We start from the raw sequence: 25573 nt of genomic DNA on the forward strand, positions 1-25573 counted from the left end.
CTCAGTAAGTGAGTCGGCTTCTAAGAGCGCCTCAGCAAGTGAAAGTACCTCAGAATCAGAAAGTACCTCAGTAAGTGAGTCGGCTTCTAAGAGCGCCTCAGCAAGTGAAAGTACCTCAGAATCAGAAAGTACCTCAGTAAGTGAGTCGGCTTCTAAGAGCGCCTCAGCAAGTGAAAGTACCTCAGAATCAGAATCAATATCAGCATTAGCAAGTACATCAGTCTCTGAATCAATATCAGCAGATAGATTGCATTCTGAATCAACATCAGAAGTAACAGGAAATTCAAGTAATAAATTACCGAATACTGGTACAGAAGCTTCTAAATTATCTATTGTCCTGGGTGCTTTGGCAGGTGTAACTGGATTAGGTTTACTAGCTAAACGCCGTCACGATGAAAATGGAGACGAGGCATAATTTATCTGTTTGATTCATTTTGTTGAAAAATATATCTAAGTAAAGAGTCTGGGACAAAAGTCTAACTTTAAATATAAAAAGCGAACAAAACAAGTTGTCCGACACTCAGAATTCTATTTTGTTCGCTTTTTTGTCTAATCTATCGATTTTAAAAACTTATAATAAAGAATTTCTAAAATCAAAATCTTTTTGTCCCAGACTCTTCTTTTTTTGTAATGTTAGTGAACTGATATAAAAAATGTTATACTTAGTAGTAAGAATTATGAAATCAATTCGACCATTAATATTATGGTGGGTAATAAACTTTTAAAGTCTCGCTAGCTAGGGGAAAAGTATTTTCCTTTTATTATTAATGGCATTCTTTAAAACATCTTTTGTCTTTTAAAGAGTGTTAGGACAATGTATTATGAAATTGAGCTGCTATTTTGTTAACGAAGCTTATCAGAAAATGATGATCGGTGAGAATTAAGTAATGTTAGTCTCTAATTGATAGATAAAATTTATAAGAGCTTTAAATCATCCTCTGAAACGTATCTGTCATTAGAAGTGGAATTTACTTATATTGTTGTAGTTAAAGAATTATCTAAAAATGATGATTAAAATAGTTGGTGATAGATCCCGGTTAGCTTTTGGAATCTATCAACTTTTGCTGAACTGTTTATAAGATAAAATGACCATCTTTGTTCTGATTTTTGATGATACTTATTGTCTCATATTTCAAACTTTTACTTTTTACATTCTTAATTAAATTGAACGGAGAATATTTGTAATGAATAAGGCAACATTTGTATTAGCTGCTGATTATGGATACCTTAGATATTTAGAAGCTACGTTGAAGTCAGTTTGTTATCATCATGATAATTGTAAAGTATATATAATGAATAGAGACATACCTCAAGAGTGGTTTATTGGTATTAGAAAAAGATTAAAATGTAGAAATAGTGAATTAGTAGATATAAAATTAACTGGTGATGCTATTTCTAAAGAGTGGAAAATGGCACCTTATGGTTGTCATATAAATTATATGACATTTGCACGTTATTTTATTCCACAATTTGTGGAGGAAGAGAAGGTATTATACTTGGACTCGGATGTTATTGTAACTCGAAATTTGAATGATTTATTTAAAATAGAGTTAGGAAACCATCTAGTAGCTGCCGCAAAAGTTGTATATGGATTGGAAGACAGATTTAATGCTGGAGTATTATTAATTAATAATAAACTATGGAAAGCGGAAAACATTCAAAGACAATGTATTGATATTACTAACAATGAGCATGAGACTCTTATAGAAGCGGATCAAACTGTATTGAATCGATTATGTGGACAGCGCTATATAGTTTTAGACGATACTTATAATTTTCAAATAGGATATGATCGTCTTGCAGAACAAAGAAAACAATACTTTATTTTAGAGAAATCTCTAAATCCTTTACCAGCTATTATTCATTATTTATCTGATGATAAGCCTTGGAATTTGTTTTCTTTTTGTAGGTTAAGAGATGTTTGGTGGAAATATTCACTAATGGATTGGTCAGAGATAATTGCCCATGAAATTCCGAAAACATTCAAATCAATTTTAATTATGACGCACAGTCAAGAATTAGAACAAATCGAAATTTTAATGAGACGATTACCAGAATGTACATTTAATATTATGGCATTGACATTAATGGGAGATAAATTAAATAGCCTTAGAAAATATGAAAATGTACGATTGCATCCTGCAGTTTTAGAGTGGAATATTAATCGTTTAATTCGTGAATGTGATGTTTACTTAGATATTAATCATGAAGTTAAAAATCTAGAAGTTATTGAAAAAGTAAAAGAATCAGGGAAATTAATTTTATCATTTGAAAATACTGCAAATGAATATTATACAGATAAAGTATTTAATCTTTCAGAGATTGAACAAATGATAGAGCATATAAAAAGTGTGTAATAGCAAAGAAATTATACATACAAAATAATATTAAAATTTTTATAGGAGTAACAGAATGGATGATTTAATTAGTGTCATAGTTCCCATATATAATACAGAAAAATATTTAAGAAAATGTATAGAAAGTATCTTAAGTCAATCCTATAAAAATATTGAGCTTTTATTAATAAATGATGGATCTCCAGATTCTTCAGCTGAAATTTGTAGAGAATATCTTGATAAAGATAAGCGTTGTTATTATTTTGAGAAAGAAAATGGAGGATTATCTGATGCAAGAAATTATGGAATAGAACGCGCAAAAGGTGAATATATAACATTCGTAGATTCAGATGATTTCTTTTTGGAAGAGGCAATAGAAAAATTACATGCTACGGCACTATTAGGGGAATCTGATTTAGTTGTAGGTGGTTTTTGTCACTTTGACAGTCCGAATTTTTATATATTTGATAGAAAACGTTTTGGAAATCTACCTATTACTATTGTTGAAAAAGAATTTGCGGTTAATCAAATGGATGAGATGTTTGAGGTGCCTTTCTTATGTTATTCAACAGCATGGGGAAAATTATATAAAAGCAGTTTGTTTAAAGAGATTCGTTATCCTTTAGGAAAATATGCGGAAGATCAATTTACTACTTGGAAATTATATTTAGCATCTGAAAAAATAGCGGTTTGTAATCATACGATATATGCATATAGGAAAAATTATGAAGGATTAAGTTTAAATTTTGATTTAAGCCATTTAGATTATATTGATGCTTTGGAAGAAAGAATCGAGGAAACAAGAAATATTAAAGGAATTGATATAGAAAAAACATACAAAATGTATAAATATGTATTGAATAGGAGAGTTGGTGAGCTAGACTATTATGGTTATGAAAAGGAAAAAGTTATTCTTCAAAATAAAATAGATGAATTAAAGAAAAATAATATTATTTAAAGAATTGCTCAACTGTTTGTGAGAGAAGACGTTTGTAAGGAGAAAGAGAGAAAAAATGGAAATTATAAACGAAGAATACTTTTTAATAAGTATTGTGATACCTGTTTACAATGCAGAAAAATACTTAGAGCAATGTTTAAATAGTATAAAAAATCAGACGTATAAAAATTTTGAGGTGATTCTTGTTAATGATGGTTCAGATGATATTTCAGAAGATATTTGCAAGAGTTTTTCAGAAGAAGATACAAGATTTAGATATTTCACTAAATTAAATGGAGGAGCATCCTCTGCTAGAAATTTTGGATTAGATAATATTACGGGAGATTTTATTACATTTATAGATGCTGATGATTGGGTTGACGAAAACCATTTAGAGGTACTTATCAATAATATAAAAGAAAATAATTCTGATATGGCAGTGTCTTCCATCAAAAAGTTTGATAATGTAAGTAGATTTAAGTTTAGGGTGTATTCAAATCAAGAAAAATACTTGTTAAATTATAATAAATTGAATAGAGAAGAATTCTTAGTAATTCTTCCAAAATTAATCCATGCTAGTAATAGTTATAAAATTGCCGTATCTAAATTATTTAAAAAAGAATTAGTTATGGATATTAGATTTGATGAATCTATTGTCTATGGGGAAGATTTGGAGTTCTTCTTTAAGATATATAATAATATTAGTAGTATTTCGTATGTTGATGAAGTTTCGTATATTTATCGATTATATGATGAGAGCACTTCTAGTAAATTTGGGCAATTGTATATGGAACAGGAATTAGGCATTTATAAAAAAATGTATGAGAAAATAGAAGAATTAGGTCTACCTACAATTCATTACTATAATACTATTAGAGATTTATTAGAGTTTCGAAAAGATTTATTAGAAAACAGAGTTTTGTTTAATGAATATCTAGAGTTTTTAGAAACCAAAGAAAAATCTGTTACTTATCCTAAAGATTTAATAAGTATCATTGTTCCAATCTATAATGTATATCCTTATTTACGGTTATGTTTAGAACGTATTGAGAACCAAACTTATCCACATTTTGAAGTATTACTAATAAACGATGGTTCTAGAGATAATTCAAAAGATATTTGTCTAGAATTTGCAGAAAGAGATAAAAGATTTAAGTATATTGAGCAGAAAAATGCTGGACTTTCAGCAGCTAGAAATACAGGGATTTTAAATGCAACAGGTGAGTTTATTACTTTTATAGATGGGGATGATTTTGTAGAGCCTAATTATCTAGAAGAATTATATTACGCTTCATTAAAAAATGATTCTGAAATTGTTGTCGGAAGTTATAAAAAATTCAATGAAGAGGATAATAATTATTATATTCATATATTCGACTATAGAGAAGAGCATTTTATAAAACATGAGTTAATAGAAAACATTGCCCAACTTGAAAATAAAGGATTAGAATTCCAAAAGATTTGGGGAAATTTATATCATAAAAGGTTGTTTGAGAATGTGATGTTTTCTGTTGGTAAAAATATAGCAGATACGCGAACTAATTATAAATTATATATGGAATCGTGTAAGACTACGTATATTCACAAAGATTTATATGTTTATAGAATTAGAAAAGGCAGTATTAGCGATAATATATCTGAAGAATTTTTAACCGATGAATTAGAAGCACTATTGGAAAGAATAGCTGTGTTAAGTATAGTTGACATTGATATTTCTAAGGAAAAAGAGATGTTAAAAGATAGGCTTAAAACCCGTTGTTTCCAAGCTAAAGAAGCAGGCTTAGAAAATACAGAAATATATAGAAGATGTAAAGAAATACTATATTTTTTAAATAAGTAAATGATTGTTCAGAAGTGTTATATAGTTTAAAATGTTGTGTTAAGGAGAGATTTTCTTGATGAATGACAAGGAATTGGTAAATGAAGACGGAAAAATGTTGAAACTGAATGATGAAGATTTTCTAATAAGTATTGTAATCCCTATTTATAATGCAGAAAAATACCTAGAGCAATGTTTAAATAGTATAAAAAATCAGACGTATAAAAATTTTGAGGTAATTCTTGTTAATGATGGTTCAATAGATAATTCTGAGTCTATTTGTAAGGCATTTGTAGAATCTGATACTAGATTTAGATATTATTTAAAGGCAAACGGAGGGGTTTCATCTGCGAGAAACTTAGGGTTAGATAATGTAAAAGGAGACTTTATAACATTCATTGATTCGGATGATTGGATTGCAGAAAACCATTTAGAATTATTGATAAATTCAATCAAAAAAACCAATTCTGATATTGTAGTTTCTTGCTATAAAGAATTTGATAATAATATAGATACATACTACACCATAGTATATACAAAACAAGAAAAAAACTTGCTAAATTTTGAAAAGATGAATAGAGATGATTTTCTTACTATCTTTCCAAAACTAATGAGTATCAATGTATGTTTTAATAATGCTGTAGCTAAATTATTCAGAAAAGAACTAGTGAATAATCTACGATTTGACACTTCAATAAAATATGGAGAAGATTTAGATTTTTATTTCAGCTTATATCTGAATGTAGAAAGTGTTTCATATGTTGATGAACTAACTTATGTTTATAGAATCCATGGAGATAGCACAACAAGTAACTTTAATCAAGAATATGCAGAGCAAGAACTAAGTATTTTTAAAAAAATGTTTAAAAAAATACAAGAAATAGGATTACCTACTATTCATTATTTCAATAAATTTCAAAAATTATTGAAAGCTAGAGTGAATTATATAAAAAATAAAGTTTTGTTAAATGAACATTTAGACTTTTTAAAAAATATAGAGGGAACTGTAACGTATCCTAATACACTAATTAGTGTTGTCATTCCGATTTATAATGTATCCCCATATTTAAGATTATGTTTAGAAAGTATCGAAAATCAGACCTATCCGTATTTTGAAGTTTTACTAGTGAATGATGGTTCTAGAGATAATTCAGAAGATATTTGTCAAGAGTTTATCAATAAAGATAAACGTTTTCGTTATTTTGAACAAGAGAATTTAGGTCTTTCTGCTGCAAGAAATACAGGAATCCTAAATTCAAAAGGAGAATTTATTACCTTTATAGAAGGTGATGATTTTGTTGTTCCTAATTATCTAGCAGAATTATATCAATCAGCATTAAAAAATGATTCAGAAATAGTGATAGGAAGCTATAAAAAATTTAATGAAAATGATAATAACTATTATATTCACGTTTTTGACTATAAAGAAGAGCATTTTAACCAAAATGAATTGATTCAAAAAAGAGAAATAGAGTTTGAAACTAGTTGGGGGATTTTGTTCCATAAACGACTATTTGAAATGATACTATTTCCTGTTGGTAAAAGCATAGGAGATTGTTTTACAAATTTTAAATTATTCATGGAGTCATGTAAGGCTAGCTATATTCATAAAGATTTGTATATACATCGTATTAGGAAAGGTAGTTTAAGCGCTCTGCTTACAGAGAAATATTTTACAGATATATTTGAAGCACTTTTGGAAAGAATAGCTACTCTGGCTTTATTAGGAATAGATATTTCCGAAGAGAAAAGAACCTTAATCGATCGACTTCAACTTCAATATAAACAAATGTCAGAGGCTGGATTCCAAGAGACAGAAATTTTTAGACGTTATAAGGAATTTCTCTATTTAGTGGATTAGTATTTCTCCTTTTATCTGATAAAAGAGTAGAAGGTTTGTAGTCAATGAAATAGATATGTCGAAATTTAACTAACTTGGATTATGAAAATAAAGGGAGAAATAGATGATTTATCTCACAAATCGATTTAATAATGATGAACAAGGTTTTATAGATGATGTTATTTCCTCGGGAATAGCCGTCCGTGTAGTAATAAAAGAAGAATTGGATACCTATTCAAACTGTAGTTGTTTTTTACCAATGATACTTGCGAATCAAACGTCATCTACTTTAGATACTAAGCCTCCCCTGTTTGCCTTAAAAGTGGCTGTTCCTAAATTTTGGGAAATTCATATGGACTATAATGAAGGAACGATATGGGATAAGGATGTTAAGAGAGGGGTTATTCACTATTTAAACAGAGAATTCAAGACTGTTAAAATGGTGGAATGGCTAGATGAAAAAGGGAGAGCATTAAGTAGGGATTATTATCAGGAGAATGGCTGGAGATATAAACAAGATATACTAGATCCGGAAGGAAAAACTATTTTTATCCAATACTACAGTCCTGAAGATGTCTTGTTAATGATAGAAGACACTGAGAATCATCTTTTTACAGTATTTGAGAATGATGTAACTCGGATTTACAATGAGGAGCAACTTTGGCAAAATTGTATGTCTCGAATGAATGCCGAGAGGGATGTAGTTGTTATTGGGGATCAATCGATTGCCCAATATTTACAAAAAGAAAATACTATTGCCTGCTATCTTGGACAGGGAATCTTATCTGAAAAGGAGATTCAGGATTGGTTAATGTATGTAGATTACTTATATATTTACCATTATTCTGTATTTCATTCTCTTTCTGATAATGATAAGGTTCGTCATCTTAGTCCTTTATATCCACCCAAAAATATAAGGAATGGTCATCGAGCCTTGATTGCCACTCATACACAAGAGGTTGAAAAAATTGAAGCCTTAGTTGAAAATTTACCAATGCTTGAATTCCATATCGCAGCGATTACTGCTATGGGTGGTAGATTAACAGATTTACAGGAAAAAGAAAATGTGTTTTTATATCCCGGTATATTAGAACATCAATTTAAGTCATTGTTAGAAACTTGTACGCTCTATTTAGACATTAACCATAATATAGAAATATTAAATGCTGTAGAAGAAGCTTTAGAAAAAGGAATGCTCTTACTTGGTTTTGAGGAAACATGTCATAGAAGAGATTTTATTTGTTCAGAGTATCTATACTTTAGTGATGATATTAGTTGTATGATTGAGGATTTGAAAAAAATCATCTTTTCAGAAGAAGAATATGACTTGGCAATACAAAGACAATTGCAGTTTATTCATGCTTCTAGTAAAGACTATTATAGAAAAGTCTTTCAGAGGGAGGGAATTTAATGAGTATCTATATATTTGATCTATTAGTAGGCTATGAAGCAAATGGAGTTGATAATTCTCAAGCTCATCGTGCGAGAGTATTTTCAAAAATGAATCTTGATTATCGTTATATTTTTTCAGTTCTTCCGCCTCGATATAAATTTTCTTATTTTCGAGATATTGGAATACCAGAAGAGAGTATGATCATTGCTCCTTTCTATTTGGCGGGAGAAAAAGAGGTTAAATCAACCCTTTCCGTTGAAGAAATGATTCGGAAACTATCTTTGGATGACAGTGAGTGCGTTGAAAGAAATTCTCAAAAAATTGTCTTTCAATTAACTGCAGAGCATAAAATCATTCTTTGGTTTGAAAACAATATGGTATATCAAGTAGAACATTTATACTTAGATAAATTGTATCAGAGAGATTATTATACCTCTTATTTAATCTGTAGAGAGTATCTACAAAAGGATGGATTCAATTGGCATCATAGGCTTTTCTATAATTCAACAGGAGCGCTCGTGTATGAAGGTTTTCAAATCTCAGGAAAAATCCGATATCGTTTTGATATAAATTGGATTGATGGAGATTTTGGTTTAATGGACTTGTTTATAAAATCATTATCATTGTCCAAAGATGATACAGTGATTATGGATAGAATATCAGGTTTTCCTTATTCTCAGTCCCTATTAAGATATGCAAAAGATGTGAAAAAAGGAGTATTCCTGCACTCCATTCATCAATTTCGATACGGAGATATGAACTATGGATATTTTTACTTGTTCAAATATGCTACAGAATTTGATTTTGTCATTGTATCAACAGAATTACAAAAAATAGAATTAGAAAAATATTTAACTAATCTTGATCTAAAATATTGCCCAATCGTGGTTATCCCTGCCGCAAGTATTGAAGAGTTGAGCCTAAACAGAGATAAAGTGATACCCTATTCTGCAATGATAGCTGCACGATTAAATCCGCGAAAGCAAATTCATATAGCCATTAAGGCAGCTATAAAAGTACGAGAGGTAATACCTCAGTTTCATTTAAACATATTTGGCAAAGGTGATGAATATGAGAAATTAAACCAGATTATTACTGAAAATAATGCCCAAGACTATATTAAACTATGCGGTTATCAAATATTGACCGAGCAGTATAGAAAACATCAGCTCTATATATCTACTGCATCTTGGGAAACCTTAGGTATCACTTTACTGGAGGCTGTTACAAATGGATTGGGGATTATCGGATTAGATGCACCATATGGAGGGCCTACATTTATAGAAAATGGGAAGAATGGCTTTTTGATTCCAGAGGCAGAAAGTAAAACAGAAGATGAATTAATTGAAAAGATATCAGAAGCTATCATTAAATATTATGAGTTAGACCAAGATATAGTTACTAAGTACTCATATGCTATTGCAAGGAATTATTTAGATGAAACTGTTGCTGATAAATGGCTTAAAGTGTTAAGTGTTAAAGATAATAGTTAAAAGGAACAAAAAGTAGAAAGTGAAAAAATCAAAGCAAAAAGCAGGAAAAATATTGAGCAGTAAATTTCAGAAAGAGTACTAACAAGATGGACAAGAAAACAATTGTACTGTGTTTTGATAGAAGTTATTGTGAGCAAGCTATTGTGACCATAAAATCATTGTGTGCTTATCATAGAAACTTGAAAATATATATTCAATAACGGGAGTATTCCACAAGAATGGTTTGGAGCTCTGCAAAATTGGTTAACTCCATTTAATTCTAAGGTTTGTAATATTCGATTGCCTGAAGAAGAACAGGAATTGAGACAGTTTAATGTTAATAATAGTAAACACATATCAGCAACTAAATTTCTTGTTTATTATATGGCAGATTATGTAAAAGAAGATAAGGCTATCTTTTTAGATTGTGATTTATTAGTAACAGGTAAAATTGACCATTTATTAGAATATGATTTAGAAGATTATTATGTTGCAGCAGTAAATGATAGTGATTTAGATCCAACTAAACATCCTAATGTAAAAAAAGAGTTGAATTCTGGAGTATTAGTGGTTAATTTAAAGCGTTGGAGAGAAGAAAATGTACGAGAAAAATTGATAGAATTGACTCGAGAACATTATATGCATGTACCAAATGGAGATCAATCAATTATGATTATGGCATTTGGAGAAGAATGGTTACCATTGAAAGATGCATATAATTTTTTAGTCGGATATGATGCATACGAGATTAGTGAATTTAAAAAAGAGAGAACCACTATAAAAGAGAATCGAATGCCTCGTATCTTACATTACCTAGGATATAATAAACCTTGGAATGAAGAAAGTTTTTCAACCAGATTTAAAAAGTTATGGTGGTTTTACTATGGATTGGATTGGAGTACACTCTATAATCAACGCCAATTTCAATTAGAATTAGCAAGTTTTAATCAAAGGCATTTTACTCATCATATTTTAGTATTTACGAATACATGTCATCTTTTTAAGTTCTCAAATTTATTAGAAGAATTTCCCGATTGCCAATTTCATATTTTTCAACCTTGTTTTCCAGCAATTCAACAACAGTATATAGAATATCCAAATCTTTACTATTATCCAAATGCACACACAAACAATAGCTACAAGCATATCCTAGAGAAAGCACTAGCAGTTTTGGATATAGCAGAGGGAGCAACATGGGAAGAACCAACTCAAGAAGCACTGAAGAAGAATGTACCATTTTTTGCTTATAAAGAGACAAATCATGTTGGAGATAAAGCGATTATCTGTGAAAATACTGAAGATATGATTTCAAAAATACATGAATTAATACAAGAAAAAACGTATCTGAATATCTTATAATTTTAAATAATGTTTTTAGATTAGATATATTATTAGGAATGTAGAAGGAGCTATCTAAATGAATAAAAAAGTTATTGCTATGGGAGTAGATAGTGGGTATCGTGATAAGATTGAAACAACAATCAAGTCAGTATGTGCCCATAATCGAAATGTAAAGTTCTATATATTTAATGATGACATGCCTTCAGAATGGTTTCAATTAATGACAAAGCGGTTGGAACCCTTATCTTCAGAAATTGTGAATGTGAAAATTAGCAGTCACAGTCTTAAAAATTATCATTTACCACTTCCACATTTAAGTTACGCAGCTTTCTTTCGTTATTTTATTCCTCAGTATGTAAAAGAAAAGAAAGCTTTATATCTCGATGCTGATATTATTGTCAGAGATAGCATAGAGGAATTGTTTTCAGAAGATTTTGATGGCTTTCCTATTGCAGCAGTGGAAGATGATCTTGCGAAAAACACCTTTAATTCAGGCGTTATGTTGATTGATGTAGATGCTTGGAGAAGAGAGGGCATTACTAAGAAATTACTTCAATTAACAAATGAATTTCATGAGAGTAGTTATGGAGATCAAGGGATTTTGAACAGATTATTTCAAAATAATTGGAAGAGATTACCTCAAAAGTATAATTTTATGGTGGGAATGGATACAGTAGCAAGAAATTATGGAATTGATTCATGGTATACAGAATCTCTCAAAGTAGAAAATGAAGCGAAGATTATTCATTATACAGGAATAAACCTTGGTATTTGGTGAATCTAAATCGTTTTAGAGAAGAATGGTGGTATTATTATGGATTAGAATGGTCTGAAATTGTGATGAGAAAAATGAATTTTGAAAAAGGATTAAATTCCCTAATTCATGAACAACAATATCATACCGCAATCTTTACTAATACATGTCGTATTGAACATTTAGAATATTTAATTAAAAATTTACCCTACATTCATTTTTCAATATTAGCACCTACATTATTTGCATCAGAAATTATGGACTTACAAAGATATTTAAATGTAAGAATCTTTCCAACTTATAATCCAATGAATGTGATTAAAACATTGGGAAAAATTGACTTTTATTTGGATATTAACTATGGAGTAGAAGTTGAGAATATTATAGAAAAAGTATATAAAACTGGGAAACCGATATTTGCTTTTAATACTACGGTTCGTAGTGAAGATAAGTCTAGATATATATTTAATAAAGAAAATCCAGAGAAAATGGTGGACGAAATAAAACGATTGTTTAATTAATGATAATTTTTGTTGTTATAGCAATTCTTTGACATTTTGGTTGGTATATTGATTTGGAGTATGAAGTATTGATTGACAGTATAGGAACAGCTGTTTATAATGGTAAGATGGAGTTTTTAATAGACTTGTTCGGTAACTATTTGAAGTAAGATTAGCTATTTAGAAATTGAATTTTTAACGTGCCGATTAGCCATTAGTTTTTAGTTATTAGAGTCTTTTTCAGGCTGTTAAATCAAAATGAAAGGAAGTTTTATGAAAAAATATATTTCATCAATAGTTGTAAGAAAAGGTTTTGTTACACTGCTTTTGATGTTTATCTATGTTTTGGGTAGTAGATTGACACTTCCTTTTGTTGACTTAAGTAATAGGAATTTTTTAGGTGATGCTACAGCCTATTTATCCTTTTCTACTGCACTGGTAGGTGGAAATTTGAGAAGTTTGTCTTTGTTTTCAATAGGTTTATCTCCGTGGATGTCTTCTATGATTTTATGGCAAATGATTTCTCTTTCTAAAAGAATTGGTCTCTCTTCCATGCCTGAAGAGATTCAAAGTAGACGACAGATGTATTTGACTTTGTTTATAGCTTTGATTCAAGCATTAGCCGTTTCATTAAATTTGCCCATTCAATCCAATCTATCTAATCTTCTGATATTAGTTATGAATACCTGCCTTTTAATAGCAGGAGCCTTTTTCTTAGTGTGGTTATCAAATATGAATGCAAGTATTGGGGTTGGAGGTCAGACGATTATCTTATTGGTTGGGATGGTTTTAAATATTCCTCAAGATTTGATTGATACTTTCCAAACAGTACCCGTTTCTATCTTTGTATTAATATCTTTAATAGTGATGGGAATTTTATTTGTTTATCTACTTGCTGTTATTTATAGAGCTCGTTATCGGATTGCAATACATAAAATTGGTTTACACAATCGTTTTAAAAAGTACTCCTATTTTGATGTGGTTCTGAATCCAGCTGGAGGGATGCCTTTTATGTATGTAACAACTTTTTTAGGCCTGCCAACCTATATTCTTTTATTGCTACAGAAACTGTTTCCATCTAATGCTAGCTTCTTTGAATTGTCTTCTCAGTTTACAATTGGGAAACCACTTTGGATCTATACCTATATGCTCATTCTCTTTTTATTTAGTATAGCTTTTGCCTTTATTAACATAAGTGGAGAAGAAATTGCAGATCGTATGAAAAAAACAGGAGAGTACATCTATGGAGTTTATCCTGGTGAGGAAACTCGACGATTTATTAATAGGTTAGTCTTTCAATTTTCTTTGATAGGTGCTTTTTTTAATGTTATCATGGCTGGGGGACCGATGCTTTTTGTTCTATTTGATGAAAAGTTATTGAGAGTTGCGATGATTCCTGGCTTATTTATGATGTTTGGTGGTATGATTTTTACGGTTAGAGATGAGATTAAAGCTCTTAGATTAAATGAAACCTATCAACCATTGATTTAGGAGGTTGTCATGTATTATTTTATTCCAGCTTGGTATGGTTCAGAACGTCGGTGGCATGCTGATTTGATTCCATGGTATCGTTCTTATTTTAGATTTGAATTTGATGATACTTTAAATCAAATCAGGCTTTTTCAAAAACAAGAACTACAAGCAAAATTATTAGTACTGTCCTATCAGCCTCATCTACGTTATTTTTTACATCGACAGGGTGTTTTGGAAACAGAAGTTTATTCTATTTTTGATGATTTGCAGGACTTTCATGATTTACATACTCAGGTTCTCAATCTTAGAGATATAGAGTGGGATAGTGATTGCCAATTTCTTTATAGTCCCTTTGCTATTATCGTGCAAAAAAAAGGTAAGAAATATGCTCAAGTAGAACATGGTATTGAGGGTTTTATTAGTGAGATTCGGTATTTTGATCCAAATGGTCAGATGAGCAAGCGCTATATCATGGACGACAGAGGATTTGTATCTAGTGTAATCTATTTTGAAGATGGACAAGCTATTTATCAGGACTATCTGGATCCTAAAGGAATTTGGCGATTTAGGGAATATATTCAAGAGGAAGGTAGAATAGAGATCAATCCGATTTTTGCCTATCGATTTAAATTGCTTAACTATCGAAATATGGAGCATTTGGTAGCAGAATTTTTTGATAAATATTTAAAAAAAATCAGAAAAAAGCAGGATATTTTTATCATTCCGTCACATCCTTATCATGATCAGTTTATCTTTGATCATATTCCAAGTACTAATCCTAAAATTTTGAGTCTCTTTATCAATCGGAATTCACAGAACACCTTTAGAGAGTTATCAGTATCGATTGATCGAGCTAGCTTAGTCTTAGTGGATAGAGAGGATAGTTTACAACTTTTGCAGGAACTATATCCTGAACTTTCTAATAAATTTTACCATCTCTCTCCTTTTGATACACGTTTACGTCTGGGGCGAAGTCAAACAAGAAAAGAGTCTATTATTTACTATCAACTTGATTTCAACGAAGAAATTGATAGGGAAGCATTGACTCAAGTTTTGTTATTTATTGCTGAAACTAAACATACAGAAATTGTTTTTGGGGCTTTCTCTGCTAGTCAGGAACAAATGCAAGAAGTGGAAAATCTTGTTCAGGAAATCATCCAAGAGCAAATCCATATTGATACATTAGAAAAAGGAATAAACTACGGAGATGCGGAAAATCCATTAGAGGAGAATCAAGAGCAGGAACTACGTTTTCAGTTTGTCAATTTGAATGATGAGTTGGAGTTGATTAAGACATTAGAGTTTGTTCGTTTGATTGTGGATTTGAATAAACAACCGCACCTCTATACTCAAATAGCAGGTATTAGTGCGGGAATTCCTCAAATTAATCTGGTTGAAACTGTTTATGTAGAACATTTGAAAAATGGCTATTTACTTTCAGATGTGACAGAGTTTTCAACGGCTGCACGCTACTATACAGATAGGCTAAAAGAATGGAACCAGGCCTTGGTTTATTCTATTGATAAAATCAAGGAACATACTGGTCAACGTTTCTTAGATAAATTGCATCGTTGGCTTGAGGAGGTTACAGATGTCAAAGGACTATAAAATCCTACAAATAGGGATTGATAATTGGGCTCATCATTACACAATTCCTGAAAATATGGATTGGTATTATTTCTGTCCCAACTCACCGCTAGCCCTCCGTAAAATGATGGAAATGGATAGCATCACAAATTTTCATGCAATTTTGGTAGAGGATGGTCAGCATATAAGAGATTTAATGCCTTTTGTACACCATATCGAGCCCTATACTTTACTTTATAGTCAAGATTTTCAAACGATAGATTTGAGTATTCTTGATTGCTTAAAAAAGAGGTGTGCTCAGGCTGTAGATTTTTCAAATCCTCAGCAGTTATTGAATGACTTGTCAACTTCTCTATTTAGGGGAGGATATGGGGATAAGTTGAAGCCTTTTACTATTAAGATTCATCCAAGTTCCTCCATCCAAGTTTCTTATCAGGGATTTGAATATGTGACTTTAGAAGGAAATTTTGGAGATGAGTTCCAACAGGTGGCTTATTGGTCTTATAATTTTTTAGTTGAAAAAAATGGACCTATAGAATTATGGTTGGAGTACGAAAAAAGTGAGAATGTAGATTTTCGATTTAGGATTCAGAAAATAGTTAGTGGCTCTATTTCAGACATGACTGAAGATTTGATTTATACAGAGAAAGACATAGAAAAGGCTATTGTCATAGAGCAAGACTATGACGCCTATTTATCTGTTTCCGTTGAAGCTAGAGGGAATGGGAGATTACAGTTAGGGAGTCTTCATCAGCGCTGGAGTCGTAAACAGTTTGGAAAGTTTTTCTTGGGAGGGAATATCTTACACGATAGTAAGCGTGAAGAAATTAACTATTTCTTCCATCCAGGTGATTTTAAACCACCTTTAGCTGTCTATTTTGCGGGATATCGTACAGCGGAGGGGTTTGAAGGATACTATATGATGAAAAATCTAGGTTGTCCTTTTCTTTTGTTTTCTGATCCTCGTATAAATGGGGGAGCATTTTATCTTGGTAGTGAGGAGTTAGAGAGTAAGATTAAAGCTACTATTCAATATTATTTGGATTATCTAGGTCTAACCTCTAAGGAATTAATCTTGTCAGGGCTTTCCATGGGGACTTTTCCAGCCCTATATTATGGAGCAAGTTTCGAACCGCAAGCAATCCTTGTCGGTAAACCTCTTGCCAATATTGGAACTATAGCTAATCGTGGTCGACTAGCAGCTCCAGGGGTTTTTAACACTGCCTATGACATACTGAGACATCAATCTGGAGGGATTAGCCCACAACATATGTTGGAATTAAATCAACGTTTTTGGAAAGCCTTTAAGCAAGCTGATTTCTCCAAGACGACTTTTGGTTTATCCTATATGAAGGATGAGGATATGGATCCTCAGGCATATGAACAATTAGTGACTTATTTATGTAATACAGGTGCGAAGATTTTGTCTAAAGGAACTGCTGGACGACACAATGATGATACGGACACAAATGTTGCCTGGGTCTTACATTTTTATCGTATGGTTTTACAGGCTGATTTTGGGAGAGGTGAGCTATGATTATCAAGCAAAGAGAAAATATCGCTTGGGGAGAGGTTAATGGAAGTTTTATGTATGGAACTAGAGTGCAGTATCACTCAGATTGGCATATTCGTTTCTACAATCCTTTAATGACATCTGGGGAAGTGATTAAAAGTTGGACCTCAAGTGTAAATTATCAAGCAGCTCGTACGCAGCCTAGTCTCCCCTTGTTAAAAAGAAATCACGATTATCGATTAACCATCGAGATGGACTGCCAACCTGAGAAAGGAGTTTATACTAAGATAACTTTTTTTGATAGGTATAATGACATTTTAGAAGAGAAGGTAGAAAAAGTGAAAGTATTTGATTTTACCTATCCAGATGATACCTATACCTACCAGGTCTCCCTTCTAAGTGCTGGTTTTGAGTCCTTAGATTTCTATTCTTTTTCTATTAAGGAGCTGAATCGTGTTTAAAGGTTTTTATCAAGATTTCCAACTTCGGAAAGTTAAGAGGACTTTAAAAAAAATCAACGCCCTTAGAGGAAAGATGGAGTCTCTATCAGACCAAGAATTAGCTGCAAAAACAGTGGAGTTTCGCCAACGTCTTGCTGATGGATCCACTCTCGATGACCTATTGGTAGAGGCTTTTGCAGTTGTTCGTGAAGCGGATAGACGTGTATTGGGCATGTTCCCATATGATGTCCAAGTTATGGGTGGGATTGTTATCCATCAAGGAAATGTCGCTGAGATGAATACAGGCGAGGGAAAAACCTTGACAGCTACTATGCCTGTTTATCTCAATGCCCTTACAGGAAAAGGTACGATGCTGGTTACAACGAATGAGTATCTGGCTAAGCGTGATGCTGAAGAAATGGGACAAGTTTATCGCTTTCTTGGTTTAACAATTGGCGTACCATTTACAGACAATCCTCAAGAAGAAATGACACCAGAAGTGAAAAAAAGAATTTATGAGTCCGATATTATTTATACGACTAATGGTTCTTTAGGATTTGATTATTTGCATGATAATCTAGCTTCCAATGAAAAGGGAAAATTTTTACGTCCCTTTGATTATGTCATTATTGACGAAATTGATGATATTTTATTGGATAGCGCCCAGACACCTCTTGTCATTGCGGGTGCTCCGCGTGTTCAATCTAATCACTACGGTATTATTGATACGCTGGTAACGACCTTGGTTGAAGGTGAGGATTACATTTTTAAAGAGGAGAAAGATGAAGTTTGGTTGACCACTAAAGGTGCTAAAGCTGCTGAAAGCTTTTTAGGAATAGATCATTTTTACAAGGAAGAACATGCGGTTTTTGCTCGTCATCTAGTCTATGCAATAAGAGCTCATAAGCTTTATACAAGAGATAAGGACTATATCGTTCGAGGGGATGAAATGGTACTGGTCGATAAGGGGACAGGACGTCTTATGGAAATGACCAAATTGCAAGGGGGTCTTCATCAGGCGATTGAGGCGAAGGAACATGTCAAATTATCTCCAGAAACGAGAGCCATGGCTTCTATCACTTATCAAAGTCTATTTAAGATGTTTAATAAGGTATCCGGAATGACGGGTACAGGTAAAGTTGCAGAGAAAGAACTTCTTGAAACTTACAATATGTCGGTAGTGTGCATTCCAACAAATCGTCCTAAAAAACGAATTGATTATCCCGATAATCTCTATGTGACCTTGCCTGAAAAAGTGTATGCTTCTTTGGAATATATCAAAAAATACCATGCTAAGGGGAATCCTTTGCTCGTTTTTGTAGGCTCAGTGGAGATGTCCCAGCTTTATTCATCTCTCTTGCTTCGTGAAGGGATTGCGCACAATGTCTTAAATGCAAATAATGCGGCGCGTGAAGCCCAGATCATCTCCGAGTCAGGTCAGATGGGGGCTGTGACAGTGGCCACATCTATGGCAGGACGGGGTACAGATATCAAACTTGGTAAGGGAGTTGCAGAGCTTGGTGGCTTGATTGTCATTGGAACAGAGCGGATGGAAAGCCAACGGATTGACCTGCAAATTCGTGGCCGTTCTGGTCGTCAGGGAGATCCTGGTATGAGTAAGTTTTTTGTATCCTTAGAAGATGATGTTATTAAGAAATTTGGTCCATCTTGGGTTCATAAAAAGTATAAAGATTATCAAGTTCAAGATATGACTCAACCAGAAGTATTGAAAGGTCGTAAATACCGAAAGCTAGTCGAAAAGGCTCAGCATGCCAGTGATAGTGCTGGACGTTCGGCACGTCGTCAGACTCTGGAGTATGCTGAGAGCATGAATATTCAACGGGATATGATTTACAAGGAGCGTAATCGACTAATAGATGGTTCCCGTGACTTAGAGGATGTTATTGAGGAAATCATCGCTAGCTACATAGATCAAGTGACCGCTTCAAATTATGAAAGCCGAGAGTTGCTCTTCCATTTTATTGTAACTAATATTAGTTTTCATATTAAAGAGATTCCAGACTATGTAAATGTGACTGACAAAACTGCAGTTCGTAGCTTTATAAAGCAGGTGATTGATAAAGAACTTTCTGAAAAGAAAGAATTGCTTGACCAACATGACCTATATGAGCAGTTTTTACGACTTTCTATGCTCAAGGCTATTGATGACAACTGGGTGGAGCAGGTGGATTATCTTCAGCAATTAGCTATGGCTATTGGTGGTCAGCCTGTGGCTCAGAAAAACCCGATTGTAGAATATTATCAAGAAGCTTATGCAGGCTTTGAAGCTATGAAAGAACAAATCCGTGCTGATATGGTACAAAATCTCCTGATGGGGCTGGTTGAGGTCACTCCAAAAGGTGAAATCGTGACTCATTTTCCATAAGAGGAGAAAATATGACAATTTACAATATAAATTTAGGAATTGGCTGGGCTAGTAGTGGTGTTGAATACGCTCAAGCCTATCGTGCTGGTATTTTTCGGAATTTAAATCTGTCCTCTAAGTTTATCTTTACAGATATGATTTTAGCCGATAACATTCAGCACTTGACAGCCAATATTGGTTTTGATGATGATCAAGTCATCTGGCTTTATAACCACTTTACAGACATTAAGATTGCACCGACAAGTGTGACAGTGGATGATGTCTTGACTTATTTTGGTGGTGTCGAAAGTCGTAGAGAAAAGAATGGGAAGGTCTTGCGTGTCTTCTTTTCTGACCAAGATAAGTTTGTAACCTGTTATTTGGTTGATGAGGGCAAGAACTTGGTTCAATATGCCGAGTATGTCTTTAAAGGAAAATTGATTCGTAAGGATTACTTTTCTTATACTCGTTACTGCACTGAATACTTTGCTCCCAAGGATAATGTTGCAGTCCTATACCAAAGAACTTTCTATAATGAAGACGGGACTCCGGCCTATGATATCTTGATGAATCAAGGGAAGGAAGAAGTTTATCGTTTCAAGGATAAGATTTTATATGGGAAACAAGCCTTTATGCGTGCCTTTATGAAATCCTTACATTTGAACAAGTCTGATTTGGTCATTCTTGATAGAGAGACAGGCATTGGACAAGTTGTTTTTGAGGAAGCACAGGCAGCGCATTTAGCGGTAGTTGTTCATGCGGAGCATTATAGTGAAAATGCTACAAATGAGGACTATATCCTTTGGAACAACTACTATGACTACCAGTTTACCAATGCAGATAAGGTTGATTTCTTTATCGTATCAACTGACAGACAGAATGAAGTGTTGCAAGAGCAATTTGCCAAATATACTCAGCATCGTCCAAAGATTGTTACTATTCCTGTAGGAAGTATTGATGCATTAACTGAGTCAAGTCAGGGACGTAAGCCCTTTTCATTGATTACGGCTTCGCGTCTTGCCAAAGAAAAACACATTGATTGGTTGGTCAAGGCGGTCATTGAGGCTCATAAGGAAATACCTGAATTAACCTTTGATATTTATGGTAGTGGTGGAGAGGATTCTCTACTAAGAGAAATTATTTCAACTCATAAGGCAGAGAATTATATCCAACTCAAGGGGCATGCGGATCTTGCGCAGATTTATAGTCAGTATGAGGTCTACTTGACGGCTTCTACCAGCGAAGGCTTTGGTTTGACCTTGATGGAAGCTGTTGGATCAGGTCTACCACTAATCGGTTTTGATGTGCCTTATGGCAACCAGACCTTTATAGAAGATGGGCAAAATGGTTATTTGATTCCAAGTTCATCTGACCATGTAGAAGACCAAATTAAGCAAGCTTTTTCAACTAAGATTTGTCAATTGTATCAAGAAAATCGCTTGGGAGCAATGCGTGCCCATTCTTATCAAATTGCGGAAGGTTTCTTGACAAAAGAAATTTTGGAAAAGTGGAAGAAAACAGTAGAGGAGGTGCTCCATGATTGAACTTTATGATCGATATAGTCAGGAAAGTCGAGATTTACATGAAAGTCTAGTCGCTACTGGTCTTTCCCAACTTGGAGTAGTTATCGATGCAGATGGCTTTCTGCCTGATGGTCTGGTTTCTCCTTTTACTTATTATCTAGGATATGAAAAGGGAAAACCTCTTTATTTTAACCAAGTACCTGTTCCAGCTTTTTGGGAAATTTCAGGAAATAATCAGTCTGCTCGTATTGAGGATGTGACACAGGAGAGGGCTGTCATTCATTATGCTGACGGAATGCAGGCTCGCTTGGTTAAACAGGTAGATTGGAAAGACCTAGAAGGTCGAGTACGTCAGGTTGACCACTATAATCGCTTTGGTGCTTGCTTTGCTACAACGACCTATAGCGCAGATAGTGAGCCGATTATGACAGTTTACCAAGATGTCAATGACCAACAAGTTTTGCTTGAAAACCATGTGACGGGTGATATCTTATTGACTTTGCCTGGTCAGTCCATGCGTTACTTTGCAAATAAGGTTGAATTTATCACCTTCTTTTTGCAAGATTTGGAAATAGACACAAGTCAGCTTATCTTTAATACCTTAGCGACTCCTTTCTTGGTTTCCTTCTATCATCCAGATAAGTCTGGCTCAGATGTTTTGGTTTGGCAGGAACCTCTTTATGATGCCATTCCGGGAAATATGCAGTTGATTTTGGAAAGTGATAATGTGCGTACTAAGAAGATCATCATTCCAAATAAGGCGACTTATGAGCGCGCTTTAGAATTGACTGACGAGAAATACCATGATCAGTTTGTTCACTTGGGTTACCATTACCAGTTCAAACGTGATAATTTCCTAAGACGAGATGCCTTAATCTTGACTAATTCCGATCAGATTGAGCAAGTGGAAGCAATCGTAGAAGCCTTGCCTGATGTCACTTTCCGTATCGCAGCGGTGACAGAGATGTCTTCTAAGCTCTTAGATATGCTTCGTTATCCTAATGTGGTACTTTATCAAAACGCTAGTCCACAGAAGATTCAGGAGCTCTATCAATTGTCGGATATTTACTTGGATATCAACTATAGCAATGAGTTGTTGCAGGCAGTACGACAGGCCTTTGAGCATAATCTTTTGATTCTTGGATTTAACCAAACGGTGCACAATAGACTTTACATAGCTCCAGATCATCTATTTGAGAGTAGTGAAGTTTCTTCTTTGGTTGAGACTATTAAACTGGCCCTTTCAGATGTTGATCAAATGCGTCAGGCACTTGGCAAACAAGGACAACATGCCAACTATGTTGACTTGGTGCGATATCAGGAAACCATGCAAACTGTTTTAGGAGGCTAACATGTCAGAGGAAGATTTATTTTACAAAGACGTTGAAGGTCGCATGGAAGAGTTGAAACAAAAACCTATCAAGAAGGAAAAAGAAACTCGAGGGGAAAAGATTAGTAAGACTTTTTCACTCTTACTGGGTTTAATGATTCTGATTGGTTTGCTCTTTACTTTGTTGGGAATTTTGAGGTAGGCCTATGATTGACATACTGATTGTTTTAGCTATTGTCCTATCTATTGCTTTGATTGTATTGGTAACCATACAACCCCGTCAAAATCAACTATTTTCCATGGATGCCACTAGTAATATTGGAAAACCAAGTTACTGGCAGAGCAACACCTTGGTAAAAGTGCTCACCTTATTAGTGAGTTTGGCTTTATTTGTTCTACTATTAACCTTTATGGTGCTAACTTACAAATAAAAGAAAACTTCAGATATTCACCTTTTGTGGATTGGTCTGAAGTTTTCTTTTTTATACTCTTCGAAAATCAAATTCAAACCACGTCAGCGTCGCCTTACCGTACTCAAGTACAGCTTGCGGCTAGTTTCCTAGTTTGCTTTTTGATTTTCATTGAGTATTACTGTCCATATTTTTGGTAAAAATCAACTTTTACTTGGATGAAAGTTTTGGCTTCACGTAGGAGTTGGAGGAGGGTGGCGCGGGTTTCAAATTCGTCTCTTGTTTTGGGCAGACTACGGTTGCGAAAGACTTCCAGATAGCGTTCAATTTCATCTAGTAAATCAGAAGCAGGATTGGTCTGGCTCAGTTGACTAGCAATTTTTGAAAAGAGCTGCGCTAAAATCAGGCTTTCACTGGCAGCTAGGTGACAGGTGTTGATTTGCTGGGCCATATTTCGCAGGATACGACTTTGTCGCTGTCTCATCTCAAAGTAGTGGATATGGTAGTCGGTCTGGTGAAAGAGGTGGTCAGAGTGATCCAAATAGACCAGTCTGAGGGCTTCTTCCAAAAGCGTGTCTAATTCTGCTACCAGCTGTGCTTGGTTGCGTCCGTCTCCTCTGGATAAATAGTATTTGAAGCGTAGGAGGATATCTTTTAACTTTTCTTCTACCAATGTGTGGTAGTGATGAATTTCCTCTTCTCGTGAAGGCATGTAGAGATTGACCAGTAAGGCAAATCCTGTACCGATTGCAAAGAGAAGGAGTTCATTGACTAGAAGGTCTGGAGAGGTTGATTTTTGCACCAAGAGATGGCTAACCAAAACGCTACTTGGTGTGATGCCAATTTCCCAGCCCATCTTGTAGGCTAGAGGCACATAGAAGGCAAGATAGAGGCCAAGGCTCCAGATATGAAATCCGCTCAAGTGAAAAGCTAGAACACCGATAGCCAGAGCTAGGAGCATGGAAAAGAGTCGATTGCGAGCCAGTTTTAAGGTACTTCTACGCGTATCAGATAGGCTCAAGAGAGCGATAATTCCAGCCGAAACTGCTGAGGAAAGATTGAGAAAATAAGCAAGAAAATAGGCAAGACAGGTAGCTAAGATGAGCTTGGTCGTACGTTGGCTAATAGACATAAGAATTTCCTGATAAGTTAGAATAAAAGCGTAAAAGACAAGACCTGAGCAGGCTTGTCTTCTTGCTTATTTTTTACGGGCTGCTGCGTATTCGGCAACGGCGGTAAAGAGAACATCTGTAGAAGAGTTAAGGGCTGTTTCACATGAGTCTTGGATGACCCCAATCACAAATCCAACCCCAACAACTTGCATGGCAATATCGTTAGAAATACCGAAAAGGCTACAAGCAACTGGGATAAGAAGGAGGGAACCTCCAGCAATACCAGAAGCACCACAGGCTGAGATAGCTGCTACCACACTGAGGACAAAGGCTGTGGCAAAGTCAACAGGAATTCCAAGAGTATTAACTGCAGCAAGGGTCAAAACGTTAATGGTAATCGCTGCCCCTGCCATGTTGATAGTAGAACCAAGTGGGATAGAAACAGAATAGGTATCTGGGTTGAGTCCAAGGTCATGGCAGAGTTTCATATTGACAGGAATGTTAGCCGCAGAACTACGAGTGAAAAAGGCTGTCACACCGCTGACACGGAGGCAGTTCCAAACTAGAGGGTAAGGATTGCGTCTCATAAAGAAGAAGGCAATCAAAGGGTTGACCACAAGGGCGACAAAAAGCATAGTCGTTACTAATAGAACCAATAAAATACCGTAGTTGGCAAGGCTTCCGATTCCCTTGTCAGAAATGGTTTTAAAAACAAGACCAAGGATTCCAAATGGAGCCAGATTGATGATCCATTCGACAATTTTAGAAGTCACGTCAGCGATAGTTTTTAGTAATTCTTTACTATTTTTGCTGGCCTCTCTCATAGCAATTCCAAAAATGACTGCCCAAGATAGTATACCGATGTAGTTGGCAGTAAGCAGGGCGTTGACTGGGTTGTCAACCAGTTTGAGCAAGAGGTTGCTGAGGACCTGCCCAATCCCATCTGGTGGTGCAATTTCAGTATTGGCACTATTTAGGGTAATTTCAATAGGGACGATGAAACTAGCTACAACAGCTACAAGAGCAGCAGCAAAAGTTCCTAGGATATACAAGAAAACAACAGTTTTCATATTGCTATCTTGCCCCTTTTGATGTTGGGAAAGGGCATTGGCAACGAGGGCAAAGACTAGGATAGGAGCAACAGCTTTTAGACCTCCGACGAATAAATCCCCGAGTAGACCAATTCCTGAGAGATTAGGAAGGGTCAGTCCTAGGATTCCCCCACAAAGCATACCAATCAAGATACGCTTGACAAGGCTTGCCTTGTTCCAAGCATGAATGATTCTTTTCATAATAATCTCCTTTTTGTGTAGTGATTATGATTATAGTATAAATAATAGACAAAATCAAGAATTTTCTGTCTATTTTTTGAATATTTATGGAGAATGAGACTGATGAAAATATGGTATAATGAAATAAAGGAGTTTT

19 protein-coding genes and 1 pseudogene are annotated in these 25573 nt (G+C 34.2%); 18 read left to right on the forward strand and 2 right to left on the reverse strand.

The features are described from left to right. The 18 genes and pseudogenes from PCY12_RS06220 to PCY12_RS06305 form a co-directional block, all read left to right on the forward strand. On the forward strand, positions 1-415 hold a 415-nt coding region (locus tag PCY12_RS06220), incomplete at its 5' end, for an LPXTG cell wall anchor domain-containing protein (protein WP_301352068.1). Between the two features lie 769 nt (positions 416-1184). Beyond that, positions 1185-2357, forward strand: coding sequence for a glycosyltransferase family 8 protein (locus tag PCY12_RS06225; RefSeq protein WP_301352070.1), 1173 nt, complete (start codon positions 1185-1187; stop codon positions 2355-2357). A gap of 55 nt (positions 2358-2412) precedes the next feature. Beyond that, complete coding sequence (locus tag PCY12_RS06230) at positions 2413-3294, forward strand: glycosyltransferase family 2 protein (RefSeq protein WP_049511897.1); 882 nt, start codon at positions 2413-2415, stop codon at positions 3292-3294. Positions 3295-3349: 55 nt separating this feature from the next. Continuing rightward, positions 3350-5113 (forward strand): glycosyltransferase family 2 protein, encoded by a 1764-nt coding sequence (locus PCY12_RS06235; RefSeq protein WP_301352071.1) that lies wholly within the window; start codon positions 3350-3352, stop codon positions 5111-5113. Between the two features lie 58 nt (positions 5114-5171). Further along, positions 5172-6953: a glycosyltransferase family 2 protein gene (locus PCY12_RS06240; protein ID WP_301352072.1), complete on the forward strand. Its 1782-nt coding sequence runs from the start codon at positions 5172-5174 to the stop codon at positions 6951-6953. A gap of 103 nt (positions 6954-7056) precedes the next feature. Next, positions 7057-8343 (forward strand): hypothetical protein, encoded by a 1287-nt coding sequence (locus tag PCY12_RS06245; protein WP_301352074.1) that lies wholly within the window; start codon positions 7057-7059, stop codon positions 8341-8343. After that, positions 8343-9818 (forward strand): glycosyltransferase, encoded by a 1476-nt coding sequence (locus tag PCY12_RS06250; protein ID WP_301352077.1) that lies wholly within the window; start codon positions 8343-8345, stop codon positions 9816-9818. Before PCY12_RS06245 ends, PCY12_RS06250 begins: the two co-directional genes overlap by 1 nt. Before the next feature lie 231 nt (positions 9819-10049). Beyond that, positions 10050-11156, forward strand: a complete 1107-nt coding sequence (locus tag PCY12_RS06255) for a glycosyltransferase (protein WP_301352162.1) — start codon at positions 10050-10052, stop codon at positions 11154-11156. Between the two features lie 58 nt (positions 11157-11214). After that, a pseudogene (locus tag PCY12_RS06260) lies at positions 11215-12413 on the forward strand (glycosyltransferase family 8 protein). Between the two features lie 252 nt (positions 12414-12665). Further along, entirely contained in the window at positions 12666-13883 is a 1218-nt protein-coding gene (gene secY2, locus PCY12_RS06265; protein ID WP_301352079.1) for an accessory Sec system protein translocase subunit SecY2, read from the forward strand. Between the two features lie 9 nt (positions 13884-13892). Beyond that, entirely contained in the window at positions 13893-15473 is a 1581-nt protein-coding gene (gene asp1, locus PCY12_RS06270; RefSeq protein ID WP_301352082.1) for an accessory Sec system protein Asp1, read from the forward strand. Continuing rightward, the gene (gene asp2, locus PCY12_RS06275; protein ID WP_301352085.1) at positions 15457-16989 is read left to right on the forward strand and encodes an accessory Sec system protein Asp2; all 1533 of its coding nucleotides are present in this window, start codon (positions 15457-15459) and stop codon (positions 16987-16989) included. Before asp1 ends, asp2 begins: the two co-directional genes overlap by 17 nt. Beyond that, positions 16986-17426, forward strand: coding sequence for an accessory Sec system protein Asp3 (gene asp3, locus PCY12_RS06280; RefSeq protein ID WP_301352087.1), 441 nt, complete (start codon positions 16986-16988; stop codon positions 17424-17426). The genes asp2 and asp3 overlap by 4 nt, the downstream gene beginning before the upstream one ends. Next, positions 17419-19791 (forward strand): accessory Sec system translocase SecA2, encoded by a 2373-nt coding sequence (gene secA2, locus PCY12_RS06285; protein WP_301352088.1) that lies wholly within the window; start codon positions 17419-17421, stop codon positions 19789-19791. Before asp3 ends, secA2 begins: the two co-directional genes overlap by 8 nt. Before the next feature lie 11 nt (positions 19792-19802). After that, positions 19803-21314: an accessory Sec system glycosyltransferase GtfA gene (gene gtfA / locus PCY12_RS06290; RefSeq protein WP_301352090.1), complete on the forward strand. Its 1512-nt coding sequence runs from the start codon at positions 19803-19805 to the stop codon at positions 21312-21314. Beyond that, positions 21307-22644 carry an accessory Sec system glycosylation chaperone GtfB gene (gtfB, locus tag PCY12_RS06295; RefSeq protein ID WP_301352092.1) on the forward strand — a complete coding sequence of 446 codons (1338 nt, stop codon included), beginning with the start codon at positions 21307-21309 and terminating at the stop codon, positions 22642-22644. Before gtfA ends, gtfB begins: the two co-directional genes overlap by 8 nt. Position 22645: 1 nt before the next feature. Further along, positions 22646-22825, forward strand: a complete 180-nt coding sequence (gene asp4, locus PCY12_RS06300) for an accessory secretory system protein Asp4 (protein ID WP_001287962.1) — start codon at positions 22646-22648, stop codon at positions 22823-22825. A 4-nt stretch (positions 22826-22829) separates the two neighbouring features. After that, complete coding sequence (locus PCY12_RS06305; protein WP_301352095.1) at positions 22830-23054, forward strand: accessory secretory protein Asp5; 225 nt, start codon at positions 22830-22832, stop codon at positions 23052-23054. A 157-nt stretch (positions 23055-23211) separates the two neighbouring features. Here PCY12_RS06305 and PCY12_RS06310 read toward each other — a convergent pair whose 3' ends face one another. Both PCY12_RS06310 and sstT read right to left on the reverse strand, forming a co-directional pair. Then, positions 23212-24165: an aromatic acid exporter family protein gene (locus PCY12_RS06310; protein ID WP_301352098.1), complete on the reverse strand. Its 954-nt coding sequence runs from the start codon at positions 24163-24165 to the stop codon at positions 23212-23214. A gap of 66 nt (positions 24166-24231) precedes the next feature. Beyond that, entirely contained in the window at positions 24232-25437 is a 1206-nt protein-coding gene (gene sstT, locus PCY12_RS06315) for a serine/threonine transporter SstT (protein ID WP_173262016.1), read from the reverse strand. Positions 25438-25573: the final 136 nt, after the last annotated feature.

The organism is Streptococcus sp. SPS1, assembly GCF_030439915.1.
Taxonomy (GTDB): Bacteria; Bacillota; Bacilli; order Lactobacillales; family Streptococcaceae; genus Streptococcus.

Coding starts and splice junctions, on each gene's coding strand:
- asp1 (WP_301352082.1), top strand. CDS start 13,893: ATGTATTATTTTATTCCAGCTTGGTATGGTTCAGAACGTCGGTGGCAT.
- gtfB (WP_301352092.1), top strand. CDS start 21,307: ATGATTGAACTTTATGATCGATATAGTCAGGAAAGTCGAGATTTACAT.
- asp2 (WP_301352085.1), top strand. CDS start 15,457: ATGTCAAAGGACTATAAAATCCTACAAATAGGGATTGATAATTGGGCT.
- gtfA (WP_301352090.1), top strand. CDS start 19,803: ATGACAATTTACAATATAAATTTAGGAATTGGCTGGGCTAGTAGTGGT.
- PCY12_RS06305 (WP_301352095.1), top strand. CDS start 22,830: ATGATTGACATACTGATTGTTTTAGCTATTGTCCTATCTATTGCTTTG.
- PCY12_RS06230 (WP_049511897.1), top strand. CDS start 2,413: ATGGATGATTTAATTAGTGTCATAGTTCCCATATATAATACAGAAAAA.
- secY2 (WP_301352079.1), top strand. CDS start 12,666: ATGAAAAAATATATTTCATCAATAGTTGTAAGAAAAGGTTTTGTTACA.
- PCY12_RS06245 (WP_301352074.1), top strand. CDS start 7,057: ATGATTTATCTCACAAATCGATTTAATAATGATGAACAAGGTTTTATA.
- sstT (WP_173262016.1), bottom strand. CDS start 25,437: ATGAAAAGAATCATTCATGCTTGGAACAAGGCAAGCCTTGTCAAGCGT.
- PCY12_RS06235 (WP_301352071.1), top strand. CDS start 3,350: ATGGAAATTATAAACGAAGAATACTTTTTAATAAGTATTGTGATACCT.
- PCY12_RS06250 (WP_301352077.1), top strand. CDS start 8,343: ATGAGTATCTATATATTTGATCTATTAGTAGGCTATGAAGCAAATGGA.
- PCY12_RS06310 (WP_301352098.1), bottom strand. CDS start 24,165: ATGTCTATTAGCCAACGTACGACCAAGCTCATCTTAGCTACCTGTCTT.
- asp3 (WP_301352087.1), top strand. CDS start 16,986: ATGATTATCAAGCAAAGAGAAAATATCGCTTGGGGAGAGGTTAATGGA.
- asp4 (WP_001287962.1), top strand. CDS start 22,646: ATGTCAGAGGAAGATTTATTTTACAAAGACGTTGAAGGTCGCATGGAA.
- PCY12_RS06225 (WP_301352070.1), top strand. CDS start 1,185: ATGAATAAGGCAACATTTGTATTAGCTGCTGATTATGGATACCTTAGA.
- PCY12_RS06240 (WP_301352072.1), top strand. CDS start 5,172: ATGAATGACAAGGAATTGGTAAATGAAGACGGAAAAATGTTGAAACTG.